The 15873-nt window shown below is 50.1% G+C and carries 31 protein-coding genes; 24 read left to right on the forward strand and 7 right to left on the reverse strand.

What is annotated here, in order from left to right:
- Window positions 1–84: 84 nt before the first annotated feature.
- Window positions 85–282, reverse strand: coding sequence for a Cro/CI family transcriptional regulator (locus P6287_RS13605; RefSeq protein WP_061718632.1), 198 nt, complete (start codon window positions 280–282; stop codon window positions 85–87).
- Between the two features lie 107 nt (window positions 283–389).
- Between P6287_RS13605 and P6287_RS13610 the strand changes: the two genes are divergently transcribed.
- From P6287_RS13610 to P6287_RS13630, 5 genes are all read left to right on the forward strand, one after another.
- Entirely contained in the window at window positions 390–1103 is a 714-nt protein-coding gene (locus tag P6287_RS13610; protein ID WP_277973897.1) for a S24 family peptidase, read from the forward strand.
- Window positions 1104–1457: 354 nt separating this feature from the next.
- Window positions 1458–1718, forward strand: coding sequence for a hypothetical protein (locus P6287_RS13615; protein ID WP_277973898.1), 261 nt, complete (start codon window positions 1458–1460; stop codon window positions 1716–1718).
- Window positions 1719–1954: 236 nt separating this feature from the next.
- The gene (locus P6287_RS13620; protein ID WP_277973899.1) at window positions 1955–2185 is read left to right on the forward strand and encodes a hypothetical protein; all 231 of its coding nucleotides are present in this window, start codon (window positions 1955–1957) and stop codon (window positions 2183–2185) included.
- Between the two features lie 67 nt (window positions 2186–2252).
- Window positions 2253–2474: a hypothetical protein gene (locus tag P6287_RS13625; protein ID WP_277973900.1), complete on the forward strand. Its 222-nt coding sequence runs from the start codon at window positions 2253–2255 to the stop codon at window positions 2472–2474.
- Between the two features lie 60 nt (window positions 2475–2534).
- Window positions 2535–2858: a hypothetical protein gene (locus P6287_RS13630; RefSeq protein WP_277973901.1), complete on the forward strand. Its 324-nt coding sequence runs from the start codon at window positions 2535–2537 to the stop codon at window positions 2856–2858.
- A 13-nt stretch (window positions 2859–2871) separates the two neighbouring features.
- On the opposite strand, the gene P6287_RS13635 is transcribed toward P6287_RS13630, so the two are convergent.
- On the reverse strand, window positions 2872–3015 hold the full coding sequence (locus P6287_RS13635; protein WP_277974935.1) for a DUF2256 domain-containing protein: 144 nt from the start codon (window positions 3013–3015) through the stop codon (window positions 2872–2874).
- Between the two features lie 102 nt (window positions 3016–3117).
- Complete coding sequence (locus tag P6287_RS13640) at window positions 3118–3384, reverse strand: hypothetical protein (protein WP_277973902.1); 267 nt, start codon at window positions 3382–3384, stop codon at window positions 3118–3120.
- Window positions 3385–3503: 119 nt separating this feature from the next.
- Here P6287_RS13640 and P6287_RS13645 point away from each other — a divergent pair, with 119 nt between their 5' ends.
- The 17 genes from P6287_RS13645 to P6287_RS13725 all read left to right on the forward strand — a co-directional run bounded on the left by P6287_RS13645 (window position 3504) and on the right by P6287_RS13725 (window position 11024).
- Window positions 3504–4475, forward strand: a complete 972-nt coding sequence (locus tag P6287_RS13645) for a hypothetical protein (RefSeq protein WP_277973903.1) — start codon at window positions 3504–3506, stop codon at window positions 4473–4475.
- A gap of 32 nt (window positions 4476–4507) precedes the next feature.
- Window positions 4508–4645: a protease FtsH-inhibitory lysogeny factor CIII gene (locus P6287_RS13650; protein ID WP_277973904.1), complete on the forward strand. Its 138-nt coding sequence runs from the start codon at window positions 4508–4510 to the stop codon at window positions 4643–4645.
- Between the two features lie 273 nt (window positions 4646–4918).
- Window positions 4919–5083: a hypothetical protein gene (locus tag P6287_RS13655; protein WP_277973905.1), complete on the forward strand. Its 165-nt coding sequence runs from the start codon at window positions 4919–4921 to the stop codon at window positions 5081–5083.
- On the forward strand, window positions 5061–5690 hold the full coding sequence (locus P6287_RS13660; RefSeq protein WP_277973906.1) for an ERF family protein: 630 nt from the start codon (window positions 5061–5063) through the stop codon (window positions 5688–5690). Before P6287_RS13655 ends, P6287_RS13660 begins: the two co-directional genes overlap by 23 nt.
- Complete coding sequence (locus P6287_RS13665) at window positions 5690–6187, forward strand: HNH endonuclease (protein ID WP_277973907.1); 498 nt, start codon at window positions 5690–5692, stop codon at window positions 6185–6187. Before P6287_RS13660 ends, P6287_RS13665 begins: the two co-directional genes overlap by 1 nt.
- Window positions 6188–6189: 2 nt before the next feature.
- Window positions 6190–6585 (forward strand): single-stranded DNA-binding protein, encoded by a 396-nt coding sequence (locus P6287_RS13670; RefSeq protein ID WP_277973908.1) that lies wholly within the window; start codon window positions 6190–6192, stop codon window positions 6583–6585.
- Window positions 6586–6611: 26 nt separating this feature from the next.
- On the forward strand, window positions 6612–6944 hold the full coding sequence (locus tag P6287_RS13675; protein ID WP_277973909.1) for a hypothetical protein: 333 nt from the start codon (window positions 6612–6614) through the stop codon (window positions 6942–6944).
- Window positions 6945–6994: 50 nt separating this feature from the next.
- Window positions 6995–7423 carry a hypothetical protein gene (locus P6287_RS13680; protein WP_277973910.1) on the forward strand — a complete coding sequence of 143 codons (429 nt, stop codon included), beginning with the start codon at window positions 6995–6997 and terminating at the stop codon, window positions 7421–7423.
- On the forward strand, window positions 7423–7620 hold the full coding sequence (locus P6287_RS13685) for a hypothetical protein (RefSeq protein ID WP_277973911.1): 198 nt from the start codon (window positions 7423–7425) through the stop codon (window positions 7618–7620). The genes P6287_RS13680 and P6287_RS13685 overlap by 1 nt, the downstream gene beginning before the upstream one ends.
- Complete coding sequence (locus P6287_RS13690; RefSeq protein WP_277973912.1) at window positions 7613–7993, forward strand: hypothetical protein; 381 nt, start codon at window positions 7613–7615, stop codon at window positions 7991–7993. The genes P6287_RS13685 and P6287_RS13690 overlap by 8 nt, the downstream gene beginning before the upstream one ends.
- Complete coding sequence (locus tag P6287_RS13695) at window positions 7990–8547, forward strand: hypothetical protein (protein ID WP_277973913.1); 558 nt, start codon at window positions 7990–7992, stop codon at window positions 8545–8547. Before P6287_RS13690 ends, P6287_RS13695 begins: the two co-directional genes overlap by 4 nt.
- Before the next feature lie 98 nt (window positions 8548–8645).
- Window positions 8646–9017, forward strand: coding sequence for a hypothetical protein (locus P6287_RS13700; protein ID WP_277973914.1), 372 nt, complete (start codon window positions 8646–8648; stop codon window positions 9015–9017).
- A 97-nt stretch (window positions 9018–9114) separates the two neighbouring features.
- On the forward strand, window positions 9115–9747 hold the full coding sequence (locus P6287_RS13705; protein WP_277973915.1) for a hypothetical protein: 633 nt from the start codon (window positions 9115–9117) through the stop codon (window positions 9745–9747).
- Window positions 9748–9810: 63 nt separating this feature from the next.
- Complete coding sequence (locus tag P6287_RS13710) at window positions 9811–10095, forward strand: DUF5405 family protein (RefSeq protein WP_277973916.1); 285 nt, start codon at window positions 9811–9813, stop codon at window positions 10093–10095.
- Window positions 10079–10312: a DUF4060 family protein gene (locus P6287_RS13715; protein WP_167135515.1), complete on the forward strand. Its 234-nt coding sequence runs from the start codon at window positions 10079–10081 to the stop codon at window positions 10310–10312. The genes P6287_RS13710 and P6287_RS13715 overlap by 17 nt, the downstream gene beginning before the upstream one ends.
- 46 nt (window positions 10313–10358) lie before the next feature.
- Complete coding sequence (locus P6287_RS13720) at window positions 10359–10652, forward strand: hypothetical protein (RefSeq protein WP_277973917.1); 294 nt, start codon at window positions 10359–10361, stop codon at window positions 10650–10652.
- A 177-nt stretch (window positions 10653–10829) separates the two neighbouring features.
- Window positions 10830–11024, forward strand: coding sequence for a hypothetical protein (locus P6287_RS13725; protein ID WP_064739444.1), 195 nt, complete (start codon window positions 10830–10832; stop codon window positions 11022–11024).
- A gap of 108 nt (window positions 11025–11132) precedes the next feature.
- Here P6287_RS13725 and P6287_RS13730 read toward each other — a convergent pair whose 3' ends face one another.
- The 3 genes from P6287_RS13730 to P6287_RS13740 form a co-directional block, all read right to left on the reverse strand.
- Window positions 11133–11342: a hypothetical protein gene (locus tag P6287_RS13730; protein ID WP_192411441.1), complete on the reverse strand. Its 210-nt coding sequence runs from the start codon at window positions 11340–11342 to the stop codon at window positions 11133–11135.
- A gap of 25 nt (window positions 11343–11367) precedes the next feature.
- The gene (locus P6287_RS13735; RefSeq protein WP_137386900.1) at window positions 11368–11598 is read right to left on the reverse strand and encodes a hypothetical protein; all 231 of its coding nucleotides are present in this window, start codon (window positions 11596–11598) and stop codon (window positions 11368–11370) included.
- Window positions 11599–11785: 187 nt separating this feature from the next.
- The gene (locus P6287_RS13740; RefSeq protein ID WP_277973918.1) at window positions 11786–12655 is read right to left on the reverse strand and encodes an AraC family transcriptional regulator; all 870 of its coding nucleotides are present in this window, start codon (window positions 12653–12655) and stop codon (window positions 11786–11788) included.
- A gap of 180 nt (window positions 12656–12835) precedes the next feature.
- On the opposite strand from P6287_RS13740, the gene P6287_RS13745 reads away from it, so the two are divergent.
- Window positions 12836–13735 carry an EamA family transporter gene (locus tag P6287_RS13745; protein ID WP_277973919.1) on the forward strand — a complete coding sequence of 300 codons (900 nt, stop codon included), beginning with the start codon at window positions 12836–12838 and terminating at the stop codon, window positions 13733–13735.
- Between the two features lie 38 nt (window positions 13736–13773).
- Here P6287_RS13745 and P6287_RS13750 read toward each other — a convergent pair whose 3' ends face one another.
- Window positions 13774–14013 (reverse strand): hypothetical protein, encoded by a 240-nt coding sequence (locus P6287_RS13750; RefSeq protein WP_008101313.1) that lies wholly within the window; start codon window positions 14011–14013, stop codon window positions 13774–13776.
- A gap of 269 nt (window positions 14014–14282) precedes the next feature.
- Here P6287_RS13750 and P6287_RS13755 point away from each other — a divergent pair, with 269 nt between their 5' ends.
- Window positions 14283–15500, forward strand: coding sequence for an MFS transporter (locus P6287_RS13755; protein WP_277973920.1), 1218 nt, complete (start codon window positions 14283–14285; stop codon window positions 15498–15500).
- Window positions 15501–15873 lie beyond the last annotated feature (373 nt).

The raw sequence follows: 15873 nt of genomic DNA on the forward strand, positions 1-15873 counted from the left end.
GTTGCGTGACATTGCGGTGAGCAAGTCACTTGGGTTTTGCCCTGGTGTTCCGAGGGCGGTCAGATTGATAAAGAGCGGTGCCGCTTATGCGGCGGCGTTTTTGCTGCTTGGGAATGGTCGGGTTTCTTCTGCAACAACCTGACCATCAGGCAAGGTCGTGATAAAAATCTTCCGGCCAACTCGTACTGCTTTGCTGATTGCCGTCTGGTGAACGCCGATGATGTCGGCGGCTTTTGCCTGACCGTTCTCCTTGACGTAATCAGCGAGAGTGATCTTTTCCATCGGTTTCCTCCGCGTGATTACCGATAGAGTAATAATACTACGAGTATTAATTAAATCAATACCTACGGTATTTCATATTTTAATAACTGAGGTATTAGAATCAGGGAATGAAAAACACAAAGACGTTGACGCCGGAACAGCTGGAAGACGCTAAGCGCCTCAAGGCTCTGTACGAGTCGAAGAAGAAAAGCCTGGGCATTACCCAGCAACATATCGCGGACGCTCTGGACATAACACAGGGTGCCGTAGGTCATTACCTGAATGGCCGCAACGCGCTTAACTTAAGCGCAGCTTTAACTTTTTCTCGCTTACTCCAGGTTCCTGTTTCTGATTTCAGTCCATCGTTGGCAAAAGAAGTGGATGGAGCCTCTGCGCCCGCGCTCGATAAAAACGTGACCTTCGCTGGACCATACGAACCAAAAGGAAGGTATCCTATGCTCAGTTGGGTCAGCGCAGGACAATGGGAAGAAGCAATGGAACCCTATTCGATCAGCGAGATAAATGAATGGTATGAATCTGATGTGCCGATTCAGGGCACAGGATTCTGGCTGAAAGTCGAGGGCGATTCGATGACGGCACCGATCGGGCAAAGCATTCCCGAAGGCCACAGTGTGCTGGTTGATACCGGTAGAGAAGCAAAAAATGGATCGCTTGTCGTCGCCAAACTAATTGATGCTAATGAAGCGACATTTAAGAAGCTCGTCATCGACGGCGGGCAGCGTTACCTAAAAGGCCTTAATCCTGCATGGCCTATGACACCCATCAACGGCAACTGCCGCATCATTGGTGTGGTTGTTGAATCCAAAGTTAGATACGTGTAGCAACACCCCGCCTAATTTAGCCGCCTAGAGCGGCTTTTTTATTACCTGCAAAAAATAAATTCATTTCACAATCATCATTTTAATACTTACCATATTATTTTTAATACTCTGGGTATTGCCATAAAATAATACCTAGAGTATTGTTTATCCCATCAGCAGGACGCTGGCGAACAACGAAACGGATTTCAGCTCTTTAAAAATTTAGCCCTGTGAATACACAGGCCGAGGCGAGTGCTTCGGGCAAGAGATAGGTGGAGCTTACGCCAGTCAGGATGGTGGACCTGAGAAGCCTATGAAGTTCGGAAACGTCACGGGTTCCGGCTCTTGCACCCAAGCACTCATCGAGGAATACCCATGAACAGAAATCAACGCCGTATGGCTGCGTACAACGCACGTAAAGCCACTGAACAGATTGAGCGTGACGGTTACACCAAAAAAATCGATCGGGCCTTCACGAAGCTCTCATTGGGCTGCTCGGCGAAGGTTGCCCGCGCCACCTCCTCCCCTAGTCTGCGTGATAAGCAGGAAGGTGGAGGGGTTTGTTTGCCGGAAATCGCAATTTATAACGCGGGATACCGCACTGTCCGCAAAGACGCGGTTCACATTGTTAAGTGAGGGAAGCATGACAAACAACAATGGTTATTACGCTAGTGAGTGCCGCGCTGCGGTTGCTGAATATCGCGCATCAGCAGTTCGCCACCGCGACAGCATTGGTCTCCGCACATGCTACCTGCAACTGGCATGGAAAAACCGGCGACAGGCTCGTGAGTACGCATCCAAGGCTGCCTAACGGCGGCCTTTTTTATTGGCTATCGGAAATCTAGAGACAACGTGACGGCGAGAGGTTGAGCATGATTGAGCAGCTTAATTTTTATATGACACAGGCATCGCCAGAGCTTCTTGAAAGTCGGCGTGAATATATCGAGCGGGCCATTGTAGGAAAGCTTAAGCGCGGAATTGAAGAGCAGAAATCGTGGTCGCCTGAGTTTGCAAGCGAACCGGATTCTCAGGAGCTAATCGTTGCATATGCAGAAGGACTAAGGTTCTTCACAGAGAAAGGATTCAACATCGAGGCTGCCTAGTGCGGCCTTTTTAACGCCACCTGTTCACTAAACAGCGTGGACGCAGCAGAACTGATAAGAGGTGAGTATGAAAGTTAGAGATCTGATTCAGGCACTTCAGGAAGAAGCAGAAAAACGGCCTGACTTTCTGGATAAGGATGTAACGGCGCAGGCGGAAGAGGTGGATGCAACCGCGACAGTAAACGGTTTCGCCGAGGCCGGCACATTCATCTATCTGACCACTGATTGCCCCGAGCATGATGACGATGGTTGGGATGACGATTTCGAGTACGAAGATTCAAACAACTAAGCCCGCCCCGAGCGGGTTTCTTTTTACCTACACAAAGGCCAAAACCATGAGCACACAAGATTGCATTATCTGCTGGGTAGTGATTTTTTTGCTGATGGGGTTGGCGATGATAGCGAGGATTTGATGAATAATTTTAGGGGAACTAAAGGCAAGTGGAGTTATTCGCCGGCGCTCGGGGAAATCAAAAGTGACCATGCCGGGCTCATTGCTGATTTAGTGATTAACGGTGATGAGGATGAGAACGGCATGGTTATGGCTGCAGCAACTGATTTGCTGGATGTGCTGCAAAACATCGTGACCACTGACGCTGAGGTATTGAAAATTCTGACGCCAGAGCAGCGCGAGGCAGCCAATTCAGCGATAGCCAAGGCGCTTGGCCAGTAACCACTGACAACGCTCACTGCCTCCGGCATCGCTCCGAGCACTTACGTACTTCACCCCAGCACTTCTCCCACTTTTTACGCCAAGTGAAAGGTCGTCCACACACGGTGCATATTTTGGTTGGTAGTTCGTTTTTCTTCACGACGTTCCTCCTATGCATAGTGTGAAAAGAAAGCATTCAAAACGGATTCATCAGGTTGCCAGCCCTTTTCTGGCAAGCCAAATTATTTGCAATAGAAGGCAAATATTCCGCATTAAGGGACTAAGTATGTGAATTCTCTTCACGAGGCTTGGCCTCAACAAGAATCAGCGGACACTTCCTAACCTTACATGCTTGTGAATATGCCAACTCACATACGTCACAAATACTCCTGACTTCTGTCTGGTATTCGTACTCCATGTAATAACGGAAATTTCCTCCGCACGACTCTGTTCTCCAGAAACGTAGAGGTTCAAGCACCTCATCAAGTTGCCTGAATGTCAGGCCTGTTGGGTTATGAAAACCCACTCTTACACGGTATGTAGTCATGATTTGATAATCCCTAACCCTCTGATTCTTTACAAGCCAGTTATGGGTCTTGCTGTGATAGGGATTTCCTAAATACACCCGCCTATGTGCGGGTATTTTTTTGCTCACAGGAGAAGGAAATGAGTGAAACAACGGATTTAGCAGTACTCGAAATCAAGCCTGAGCAAGCGCCAGCGCTTTATGTAGCGAATGGACTTGATGCATATCTTGACCAGATTCGCGAGCTGGCCGCTGAAGTTCCTGATGTGACGACGAAGAAAGGTCGTGATCGCATCGGTTCATTGGCCCGCATGGTTGGCTCCAGCAAAAAAGCTATCGAAGAGCCGGGTCGTGCGTATCTGAAGCAGCTCAAAGAAGCCGTGAAGCCAGCGGAAGATGAACTTCGTCGCTTTACGCGTGAATGCGACACCATACGCGATCAGATTCTTGCACCGCGTGCAGCTTGGGATGTTGACCAGGAACGCATTAAGGCAGGGGAAGATGCGCGCATTGCAGCTCAAAAGCTGGCAGCACAAATCGAATCCGATCATGAAATCGCCCTGCTCCTGAATGACAAATTCGACCGTGACGCAGCGGAAGCGAAAGCCGAAGCAGAGCGCCAGCGCATTGCTCACGAAGAAGAGATTAAGCGTCAGGCTGTCGAGCAGGCACGTATTGAGGCTGAGCAGAAAGCACAGCAGGAACGCGAAGCAGCAGCACGTCGTGAGGCTGATTTGAAGGCAGCGAAGGAAAAAGCTGAGGCCGATGCAAAGGCCGCACAGGAGCGTGCGGAGCGTGAAGCCAAAGAAGCGCAGGAGCGCACCGCAAGACTGGCGCAGGAAGCGCGTGAGCAGGCTGAGCGTGAGAAACAGGCGGCAATTGCCGAAGAGCAACGCAAGGCCAAAGCAGCTGAAGATGCCCGCCTGGCTGAAGAGAAACGCATCGCCAACGAAGCAGTTGCGCGTGCAGCCAATGAAGCGCACCGCAAGAAGATTGGCACTGAGATTGTCACCGCTCTATTGGGCCACACCAGCCTAACCCGTGAGCAGGCAATTGAAGTTCTGGTTGCGCTGAAAGACAGCAAAATCCCGCATACCCGCATCACCTACTAATCACCATTTAACCAACACCAAGGAAACCCACGATGAACTATGCCATCGCGGGCGGCGCCATCGTGGGCGCTGCTCAGTTTAATGAATCACAACTCGACCGTTTAGTGCGCCGCCTACGTTCTGGCCTGCGCTCACTTTTGGACACTCTGAATCAGCGAGGCGAACCATGAGAACACGTCATTTCAGAAAGGCTCAGGAGCTTTCGCGTGAAGCCGTCCTGTATAGCAGCCCCGCCAAGTGGGCGGTGGCGATGAATCTTTTGCGGAGAGCTATCAAATGAAATTCCCTCAGTCACGAATCGCGCTTATTTCATGGCACCGGCACTACCTGGTTTTGGCAAGAGAGAGCCGCAGCAATGGCGACCGCGAATCAGCGGCACACCTTCTTTCAATGGCATCAGAGACGCGCAAATGCATAACCATCCTTCACACCAAGACAGCAGCGTGAGTGACGAAGCTGTCTGGAATGATTTTGTACAGGGAATGCTAGGTGAATTAGCCGACCCTATGACATACGAGCAAGCCGCAAAGGATGCGATTGCCGATCACCGCACGGAACGCCAGTTTGAAATGATGGGAGGCATGAATGAGCGTCTACAAGGCGATTAGCGCTGTAGCCAAGGAAATGGCGGAGAAAGGCATTAGCAAGGACCGCAAGAACGTGCAGCAGAACTTCCAGTTTCGCGGCATCGATCAGGTTTACAACGCTCTGGCGCCAATGCTGGCAAAGCACGGGCTGGTAATCTTGCCCCGAATTACAGAGCGCACCGTAACTGAGCGAACCACACAGAAAGGCGGCGTCCTGTTTTACGTTGTGGTGAAGGCTGAGTTCGATTTCGTTGCCACTGAAGACGGCAGCATTCATACCGTGACGACATACGGTGAAGCCATGGATAGCGGCGACAAGGCGACCAACAAGGCTATGTCGATCGCCTACAAGTACGCAGCGTTTCAGGCTTTCTGTATTCCTACGGAAGAAACCGCAGTTGATCCTGATGCAGAAGTTCACCATGTGGCGCCACAACAAAAAGCCAAGTCTGCGCCGGATGCAGCGCTGGCGGCGTTCACTGAAGCTGCAATGAAGAAAGCAACACTGGAAGAGTTGAAACAGGCGTTCGCCAAAGCATGGCAGATGCTTGATGGCACGCCAGAGCAAGCAAAGGCGAAGGAAGTTTACGAAATCAGGAAATCTGAACTGGAAGGAGCAGCAGCATAATGCCAATCAGTCAGCAGGATCTTCACAACCTTTTCAACTTTGACCCTAAAACGGGCTTGCTCACATGGAAAGTGAGTCCTGGCATACAGTCTCATGTATGCATCGGAGATATAGCGGGAAGTATGAGCGGCGATGGCTACTGGCAAATAAAAATAAAAGGGAGGGTATATAAAGCGCATCGATTAGCTTGGTTGTTTGTTCATGGAGTAATGCCACCCATGATTGACCATATAAATGGAATAAGGTCAGACAATCGCATGGGAAATCTCCGAGCCTGCGACCTCTTCTCCAACATGTGGAACATGAAAAGGAGCGTCAGGAACAAGTCTGGCGTAAAGGGCGTGTCATGGAATAGTCAGATCTCCAAGTGGAAAGCCCAGATAACAATCAGGAAGAAATGCATCCATCTTGGCTACTACGAAGATTTGGAGCTCGCATCGTTGGTTGCTTCAGAGGCGAGAGAAAAATTACACAACAACTTTACGAGGCACGATTAATCATGGCCATTAACACTATCACCATTTCTGGCTTTGTCGGCAAGGACGCAATATTGCGCGTCACCCCAAACGGCAAGCACATCGCCACCTTCTCTCTGCCGGCCAAATCTGGCTTTGGCGATAAAGAGAAAACCACCTGGCTGCAGTGCAAAATGTTCGGCGCGATGGCCGAGAAATTAACTCAGAGCATCACCAAGGGCGCGAAGGTTACGGTAAGCGGTGAGTTTGTTCTTGAAGAGTGGGATCGCGATGACGGCAGCAAGGCGTCTATCCCCACAATTCTGGTTCGTGACATCGACCTGCCACCGAAACAAGCGGGAAACGGAGCGCCATCGAATCAGCAGCAAGCTCGTGGGCAATCTACCGCACCTGAATACGACGATTCGATCCCCTTCTGATTTAACCCACCAATAAGGCAGAAACCATGAATATCACCGATGACTCGGCGGCGCCCGCACATCTGAATCGATGCGACAGTCATGGCCTGCCTTTCTTTGGGCCGGATTGCTGGCGAGCGGGAATGCTGAGAGCAAAAATCAGCCGCTCAATTCTCTCATGGGAAGAGCATCAGGCCTTGCGAGCGCTGAAAACCGTACAGGAAAAGGAAGAATTCTACGAAGAAGCGATGGAGCGCAAGAGGTTGCGCCAGCAGGTTCGGCTGACCGCCTACTACCCTGCCCGACCGGCAATCAAGCAGGTTAAAGACAATAACGCCGCATATCCGGAATGGGCTGATAAGCACTTCCATGGCGACTAGCAGATTAATCGACGCTGGCCCGTACCCGGTTGGCGAATGAGGGGAAAGAGATGACTGATATTAAACGCGTAGAGATTGACCACAAGGGATTGCCTTTCTTCGATGACAAAGGCGTTTATGTCTTTTACGAAGACTACGCCGCCCTGCAGCAGAAGCTGGATGCGATGGGCCATGAATGCGGAAAGATGCTGGGCCTGCTGAACGATATCTGCCGCTACCACGAAGAATGCACTCACGACGACATGATGCATGCGCTGATTCCATTGGAGTATGTGTCGGCAATCAACACTTTTGTTGAGCGCGATGTTGATGGCGAAAATCCATTCGCAGCAACCGATGCGTTTATCAACGAGGTGCGGGCGGAGGGTGCAATTGCATGCGGCGTTCATCTTCGGGAATGGTACGACTATCAGGTCGAAAGCCGAGCTGAAGATTTCGCCGCCCAACTACGCGCCGGCAGCACCGAAGGAGGTGTGTGATGGGTAAGTTAACCGGAAAGAAAGTTCACGTTGAGATATCCCATAACCAAGAGGGCGGACTATCACTGTGCGTCAGTGATAACGACACGGGATATCGAGTTCAGGGAGCAAAAGTCGGTGGGTGTGAAACACTCAAGCGTTTCACCGTTGACGCGGAAAAACTCATCGAGTTAATCAAGGAATATGCCCATGACTAACCAGCAACTAAAAGCACATTGCGAAGACGTTATCGCTAATCCGCAAGGCCATCTGGATTGGGTGGTGGATATGGCGAGAGTGGCGCTGGCGAGCCTGGAGGCTAAGCCTGTATTCTTCGTTGAAATTGAGGGAGATGATTGGACTAACTCTGGGCGAATTGAAGGTGATGAGCGACCGGACTTGGGGTTGTTGCCGGAAGGAATTAATCATCTTTACGCAGCGCCGCCATTGCCAGAACTGAAGCTGCCAGAGAAAATTTCATGTAATGGATTCAATCCAAAGGAATGGGACGAAGCCAGAAGTCTTGGCCAATGCGAGGGATGGAATGCCTGCATCTACGATTTCAAACGCCTGAACGGAGTGAAATCATGATGACCGAAGAGCAGTTAATCGACCGTATTTGCCTGACGTGCGTCGATGTTCGTCATGCAGCCACCGATGAGAGTGCGCAGAAATTTATCAACGACATTCGGGGCTTGGCGGAGCAACTTGCCGCACTCACCCAACCTGCAAGCCCGGCTTTGAAGTTGCCAGATGGTTGGGTGGCGGTGCCTAACGAACCAACGGAAGACATGATTGCGGCAGGTAGCGCAGTTGATGGTGGTGTGTACAGCATATGGAAGGACATGATATATGCATCACCTGATGCCCCACACACAGCACCAATAGAGCCTATATGTGCCACAAGTGGTGCAGAGTGGGTGAGTAGTGACAGGCTTAGCCAACTATCTGCGCTTGAGACGATGCGTGAGGTTTCTTCGATGGCGAAGGAACTGCTGGCGCTGCGAAAGGCGTTCACGCAGCCGATTGTTTGGATTCACCAGACAACAGGCGCAAAGCTGAATAACTCTGTAATTGAGGATGCCAGGAAGCAATCTGGCGTATGGGTACCGCTCTACCGCAAACCCACCGACAGTACCACTTGAGTGCTCACCTACCGATTAATGATTCTGTGGCATTTAGTCGAAAAATGGTTGGGCATTAATGGTATAAATATTTTACCTAAGAAAGTGGAGCTCAAAAAATGCCGAAATATTATCTCTATGGTGCAGGGTGGTGTGGTGAAGAGATGGATATCACTGTCAGAGATGATGCTTATAGCTTTCATTATATGGCTCGACCTGAGATGAAAAAATCCAATAGCCCTTTCGACCGTACTCCTGATTTTGAATCGAACGAATTCACTATCTTGAAGGTTTGGGATGGCGAGAGGATAGTAGACAGAATTGGACTGTGCCTCAGCGGTGACTCATATAGCAGACCGGAAGAATTGCAGAGAAAAATTAATGCTCTTTTGCCACAAGAAACTGAAGCAGCCAACAGTGGCAACAATGAGTTGCAACAAGCCCTCAGCGCAGAGATTATGCGGCTTGAAGCTTTAAAAAAACGAATTTAAGTTCAAACTTTCATGTCATGATTTGCTTGCAGCATTACAGCAATGTCGCGTTGCAGTTTCCGCGTGGAAGCGATCCGGTTTATCAAAAGGAGGATATATGAATCCATGGGGACCAATTATCGCAGCTATGATTGCGGGATTTATAGCTTTTATTGGAATGATAATCACTAAGGAAAATAAAGTTTCTGAATTCAGGCAGGCTTGGATTAATGAGTTTCGTGAAGAAGTTTCCTATTTAATTGAGGCTTACAAGAGGTGGGTGGATAATGAAAAGCATTATTCCATTCAGCTTTCAATCAACCACCACACCCTTACTGATGAAATTTCAATACGAAATTTCACTGAGAGGTCAAAGTTGCTTATGGAAGTTGAAAGTCAATCCAAAGGAGAGATTGAAAGATATATTGGCAAAATAAAGCTGCGCTTAAACTCCGATCCAAACAGAAGAAGCATCCATGAAAAGGAAGTTGAGAGCCTCCTTGATAAGCTTCTGAAAAATAGAAACATTAACGAGTCAGAAGCACTATCAAAAAACATATACTACCATACTTCTTGCATTTTAAGCACAGAATGGAAGGTTGTAAAGAAAGGTGAAGTGTCCTATGTGCAATCTAAAAAATTCATTTTAGCCTTTGCAGTATTCATTTCATCGGTAGGAGTTTTGAGTTTTTTCTTTCACCTTGAAGATGCCCTCAAGTGGTTAATGAACAACCCACCACCACTAAAATAAAATTTCTATCACAACAACCTCGCCACTGCGGGGTTTTTTATTGCCTAAATTCTGGAGAAAATCATGCAAATCGATATCGGCGAAAAATACGCCATCACTGGCGATGCAAGGCAGTACGTTCTGAACGAGAGGAAAGTTAAAGGCGAAAAGGCCGGCGAGAATGCCGGTGACGATTATCTCCAGCCTGTAGGTTTTTATCAGAGCATACCGGGGGTAGTTGCAGCACTCATTGGCCTGAGCGCCCGCCTGTCAGATGTGCAGTCGCTGCAGGCAATGGAACAGCACATTAACCGCGTAGCATTGCAGTGTGAAAAGGCATTCAACAATGTCGATGAAGCAAGTAATTAGAGGCGACAAAGAGCCTGCCCACCTCGTAGTCGCACATCGCGCATTGGAAGCGCACAAAGCCAGGTATGGCGAGGGCAATAAGAACCACCCAATCCTCTACTCAATTTCATACCGCAATAAGCATTATCAGGTTGAAGTGACAACGCGTCGAGTAACCATGGCTGCGAACATCATCACCGGAGCTCGTAGCTTGGGCTGCGTTCACCACACAGCCTAATCCCCCCTTCCCATTACCTTTATCGCGCTCTGCGTGAGGAGTTGTTATGTCTGAATATCAATGCTGTCGCTGTAAAAAACTGCTCGACGATTACAGCGCATATGAATATCGCGGCTTCACTTCATGCGAAGAGCATTTTGAAGAAGTGATAAAGCTTGTCGATGCGAAGCGCGCGGATTTAATTGAGCGTGAAGCCTCACGATTGAAGCCTCTAGCCGGTCTGGACATCCATCCTGACTCGCCAATAGGTCAGGTTAACCGACGCATTCTTGGTGGAGTAATTGAAGCGGTGGCGAAGGAGCACCCAATCGAAGCGGAATACCGCAAAGGCATTCTGTGACCACCACCTGCGAAGACATCACCCCGGCTGAGGTCATCATCGATTTCAGCCTTCTCGCTGCAGTAATCATCGCTTTTATCCTCGGCAAACCACCTAAGGAGTGAGTGTGGCTATATGGTCACATTTGCTCTGATTAGGTGGAGTTGTTGCTATATACCGACACTGGAGAATTCAATTATGGAATTGCGCGAAGACACGCTCGTTGACCTGAAATTCATCATGGCCGATACTGGTTTCGGCAAGACCTACATTTATGACCGTGTAAAAGACGGCACTCTCTGCAAGCCCATCAAAATCAGCGGGCGCTCTCGCTGGAAATATCGCGATCACCTGGAGTTCAAAAACAAGCTCATTTCCGGCTGCGGCGGGTAAAATGCTGGGTAAAGAATTCTTACAATCTGAAAAACTCTATATGGTGCAACTTGTTAGGCGTTGGATTAGACGTCTGCAGGGGACACCAGATTTTCATCGTTCTCCCGCCTAAAACAGCCATCTCGCCAGAGCAAGTGTCAGTCCAGCGGTGCTCATTATTCCCGCCACAATCCATTTCGTTTGTTGATTTATCGCCTGATGAAGATCGCTTTTAGTGGCGTAGTTCGATTTAATCTCCGCAATATCCGTTTTCATCAGCGCCATATCGGTTTTGATATCGTCGATATCCGCTTCAAGCTTTGAAACGCGCTTTTCCATGTTCACTCCTTGATCATCAATTCACTCAAAACAACCAGCGAGCCAGTGCCAGCGTCATACCTGCGGTACTCAGCATCCCCGCGACTATCCATTTTGTCTGTTTGCTCAACTCCTGATGAATTCTCCCAATATCCTGATGCACTTTGCCGATCTCCTGATAAAGATCGCTTTTGGTGACGTAATTCGATTTGATCACCGCGATATCCATTTTCATTTCATGAATATCCGCTTCCAGCTTTGACACGCGCTTTTCCATAATTATGGCTTCTCGTAACTTGTTATTTTAATCAATGGGATAGATTGAATTTCCTGCAAAGCATCCTACTCCGAAATCCATCGAAAAAATGCCTCACTGAGTGTGAGAATGCCTAATTGAGAGGTGTGTTCAGAAAAAAACAGGGGTTCTTGCAGCCGATTACAACGTTTTAAAAGTGAGATCGTAATTAGACGTGATCTTGGCGCCATGCCGATGGCGTCACGCCATGCAGCTGACGGAAGCGGTTACTGAAGTGACTCGAGGAGTGAAAACCGCAGCGCAATGCGATTTCTGTTAGCGGTAAACGGCTGAATTTCAGCAACTGCAGCGCCGCATCCATGCGGCGGCGCATCACATATTGATGCGGGGCCTCGCCAACGCTGCTGCGGAACATGCGGGCAAAATGGTATTCGCTCAGCGCCGCTTCAGCTGCCAGTTGCGCCAGCGTTAATGGCTGATCGAGCTGCGCATCAATATACGCCATGACTCGCCGCAACACGGCGGGCGCCAGTCCGCCACGCACCTGCGGCGCTTGCCATTGCACATCGCTGTAGCGTTGCAGCAGATGCGTCATCAGCAACGTTGATGCACTGCTGAGCATCAATTGGTTCGCTGGCTGTTGCCAGTCGGTGCTCAGCAAGAAGTGGCGATAAAGTTGGGTGATGCGATCGTCCGCCGCGAAGATCTTTTCATGCAGATTGAGCCGCGACGGACTGCGATCCCAAATCTGCTCGCCCAAATGCCGCAGATGTTCGTCGGTGCAATAGAGATGCACAAACGACAAATCGGCGCGAATATCCCACACCGATTCTACCCCGCTGGGCATCAGGCAAAAGCGATCCGGGCCGCCGCCGTTGCGCCAGCCGTTTTGGGTTTTATGCCAGGTTTCATAGCCGTCGGCGGTATACAGGCTCAGCGTATGATGATCGCTAAGATTGGTGACGCGATCGCCGCTGTTAAACCAGGCCGCCAGCTTAATGCCGCTCGACAACTGCACACTGTCGCGCAGCTGCGCTTTGTGGCGCTGCAGCATGTTGAAGGTCTGGTAATCGGCCATGGTTCATATCACTCGAAGTTCATGAGCGCCCAGTGTACGGATCTCCGCAGACAGAAAACAGGTCACAGCCGGACACAGAAGTAAAAAGCGCAAGATTTTGCAATTGCCGCGCAAAAACGTGCAAGCCGCAGGTTGCTTTTCACGCCACACTGCGGGCCAGATTATGTCGGAGAGTGCGCTATGAATGTGATGTTATACCTTGCCGTGGTGATGATTTGGGGAACCACCTGGATTGCCATTTTCCTGCAGCAGGAAGCGGGCGATACGCCCGTTTTAGTGGCGGTATTTTGGCGTTTCTTACTGGCGTCGCTGGTGATGCTGGTGATCCTTAAACTGTTGCGTCGCCTGCGAATACTGGATAAACGCGATCATCTGTTTTGTCTGCTGCAGGGCTGCTGCGTGTTTGGCTTCAACTTTGTCTGCTTCTATCATGCTGCCGCGTGGATCAGCAGCGGACTCGAGTCGGTGATATTCTCGATGGCCTTGCTGTATAACGCGCTTAACAGCTGGATCTTCTTCCGTCAGCGCCCATCGTTTCGCCTGTTGCCAGCGGCGGTGCTTGGCCTGGGCGGTATTGTCGCACTGTTCTGGAATGATATTCAGGCGGCGCATCCGGCTCCACAGTTGCTATGGGGCGTGGGCCTCAGCGCGCTTGGCACGCTGGGCTTCTCCTTCGGCAATATGATTTCGCTGCGCCATCAACGCCGTCAGCGTGATGTGTTGACCACCAATAGCTACGCGATGCTGTATGGCGCTTTGGTGATGGCCGCACTGGCATTCATTAACGGCGATTCGCTGGCGCCAGCGCTGAATATGCAGTGGTTAGGCGCGATGAGCTACCTGGCGATATTTGGTTCGGTCTTGGGATTTGGGGCCTACTTCACGCTGGTGGGCCGTATTGGTGCCAGCCAGGCCGCTTACAGTACTTTGCTGTTCCCGCTGGTGGCGCTAACGCTCTCCACGCTATACGAAGGTTATCACTGGCACAGTAATGCGATTGTCGGGTTGGTGATGATTCTGGCGGGGAATATGGTGATGTTTGTACGCTGGCCGACGATGGGGCGATTACGGACCGCATAAATAACGAGAGCGGGCATTGCGCCCGCTCTTTTGTTCCTCTAGCGCCAGCCCTGAACGCCGATATTGAGCTGGTGAGGTTTAGTTATGGCTTTTCTGGCAATCCAGTAAAGCAGGACGCGTTCATCATCTTTGTCGCGGTCGGCCATTGCCAGTAATTTCAGCGACAACGTGGATTTATTCACTGGTTGATGCTCATCGCTTAACTCGATCACCGCCTGACCGATAATGCAGCAAACCTCATCCTCATTTGACGCGGATTCATATGTTCGGTCTTTCATATTTCCTCCTTTTGAATGAATTCTAAGCCTGGCAAACATCCACAACTTTGCAGGCGATACGGCGCTATCGATACAAACACTTACAGATGGTTACCCGTAGCAACCGCTACGGCTTAAATGACATCACTTACTGTCATCACAATGCCATTCATACCCGCTTTACTGCATTTCGTTCCACCATCCGGTTCATTCACGCCTCTGCATCCCCCGCACGCGCGAGAGCAATTTATTATCTCCACAGATTCCGCTTTCTCGAGTGAGAGATAAAAATGACAACAGCAACCCCCGCGAATGACCAACGTACTCGCATGCTCACCCTTATCGGCACTATTATCACGCAGTTCGCTTTGGGCTCGGTTTATACCTGGAGCCTGTTTAACGGCCCGCTGGCAAATAAGCTGAATGCGCCGATCAGTGAAGTGGCTTTCTCGTTCGGTTTACTCAGTCTTGGCCTAGCGATTGCGTCATCGCTTGCCGGGAAATTGCAGGAGCGCTTTGGCGTGCGCAACGTCACCATCGGTGCGGGCATGCTGATGGCGGTAGGTTTCTGGCTGACCGCGCATGCCGATAATCTGATGATGCTCTACCTCAGCGCGGGGATTCTGGTGGGATTGGCCGATGGCGCCGGTTATCTGATGACGCTCTCTAACTGCGTGAAGTGGTTCCCGGAGCGCAAAGGGCTCATTTCCGCCTGCTCGATTGGTGCGTACGGTTTGGGTAGCCTCGGCTTTAAATTCATCTGCGGCGCACTGCTGAGCGCACAAGGTCTGGAGAATACCTTCATGATCTGGGGCGTGCTGGCGATGAGCATGATCATTGTCGGCGCGTTGCTGATGCGTGACGCACCGATGCAGAAGAACAGAGGTAATACGCAGCTGGAAGCCAAAGATTACACGCTGGCGCAATCGGTGCGTTTACCGCAGTACTGGATGCTGGCGCTGATGTTCCTGACTGCCTGCATGAGCGGCCTGTACGTGATTGGCGTGGCGAAAGATATCGGTGAAGGCATGGTGCATCTGAGCGCGCAAACCGCCGCCAATGCGGTCACGGTGATTGCGATTGCCAACCTCAGCGGCCGTCTGATTCTTGGCGTGCTATCGGATAAAATGGCGCGCATCCGCGTGATTATGCTGGCGCAAATCGTCTCGCTGCTGGGCATGAGCATTTTGCTATTCACCCATATGAGTGAATCGACCTTCTTCCTCTCCTTAGCCTGCGTAGCCTTCAGCTTCGGCGGCACCATTACCGTGTTCCCATCGCTGGTCAGCGATTTCTTTGGCCTGAACAACCTGACCAAAAACTATGGTCTGATTTACCTGGGCTTCGGTATCGGCAGCGTGCTGGGTTCGCTGGTTGCTTCCGCCTTTGGCGGCTTCACCGTCACCTTCAGCCTGATTATGACCTTGCTGGTGATTTCGCTGGTGTTGTCGCTGAGCATCCGTCTGCCAAATCGCCAAAACGTGGCAGAACCTTTACTGCATAATTAAATTCGCTGGGATGCCGCATGAATATGCGGTATCCCATTTCTCCACAATTGATCCACAATAAAAAGTTAATTGAGAACCACTATTATTAAGCCTTGCCTTTCGGAGTAATCTCGTTATTATTATCAGGCATTCAGCTTATTCCGATTGGTTTATTTTATCCCGCGACTTTTTTAGCATTTAATTGACACACTCCGTAATACATTCCGTAATAACTCTACATTTCCTGCATCTTCACTCCACTATTCCCCTGTAATCTGGCGTCATTGGAACAGAGGAGGACTCTCCATGAAGAAAGTAATTAAGCTTGCATCGGTTGTAGCCATTATGACGATGTTGAGTGGCTGTATTATCGATCATCATCGTGGAGGCGGCG

This window comes from Pantoea sp. X85, from assembly GCF_029623675.1.
Taxonomy (GTDB): Bacteria; Pseudomonadota; Gammaproteobacteria; order Enterobacterales; family Enterobacteriaceae; genus Pantoea; species Pantoea leporis.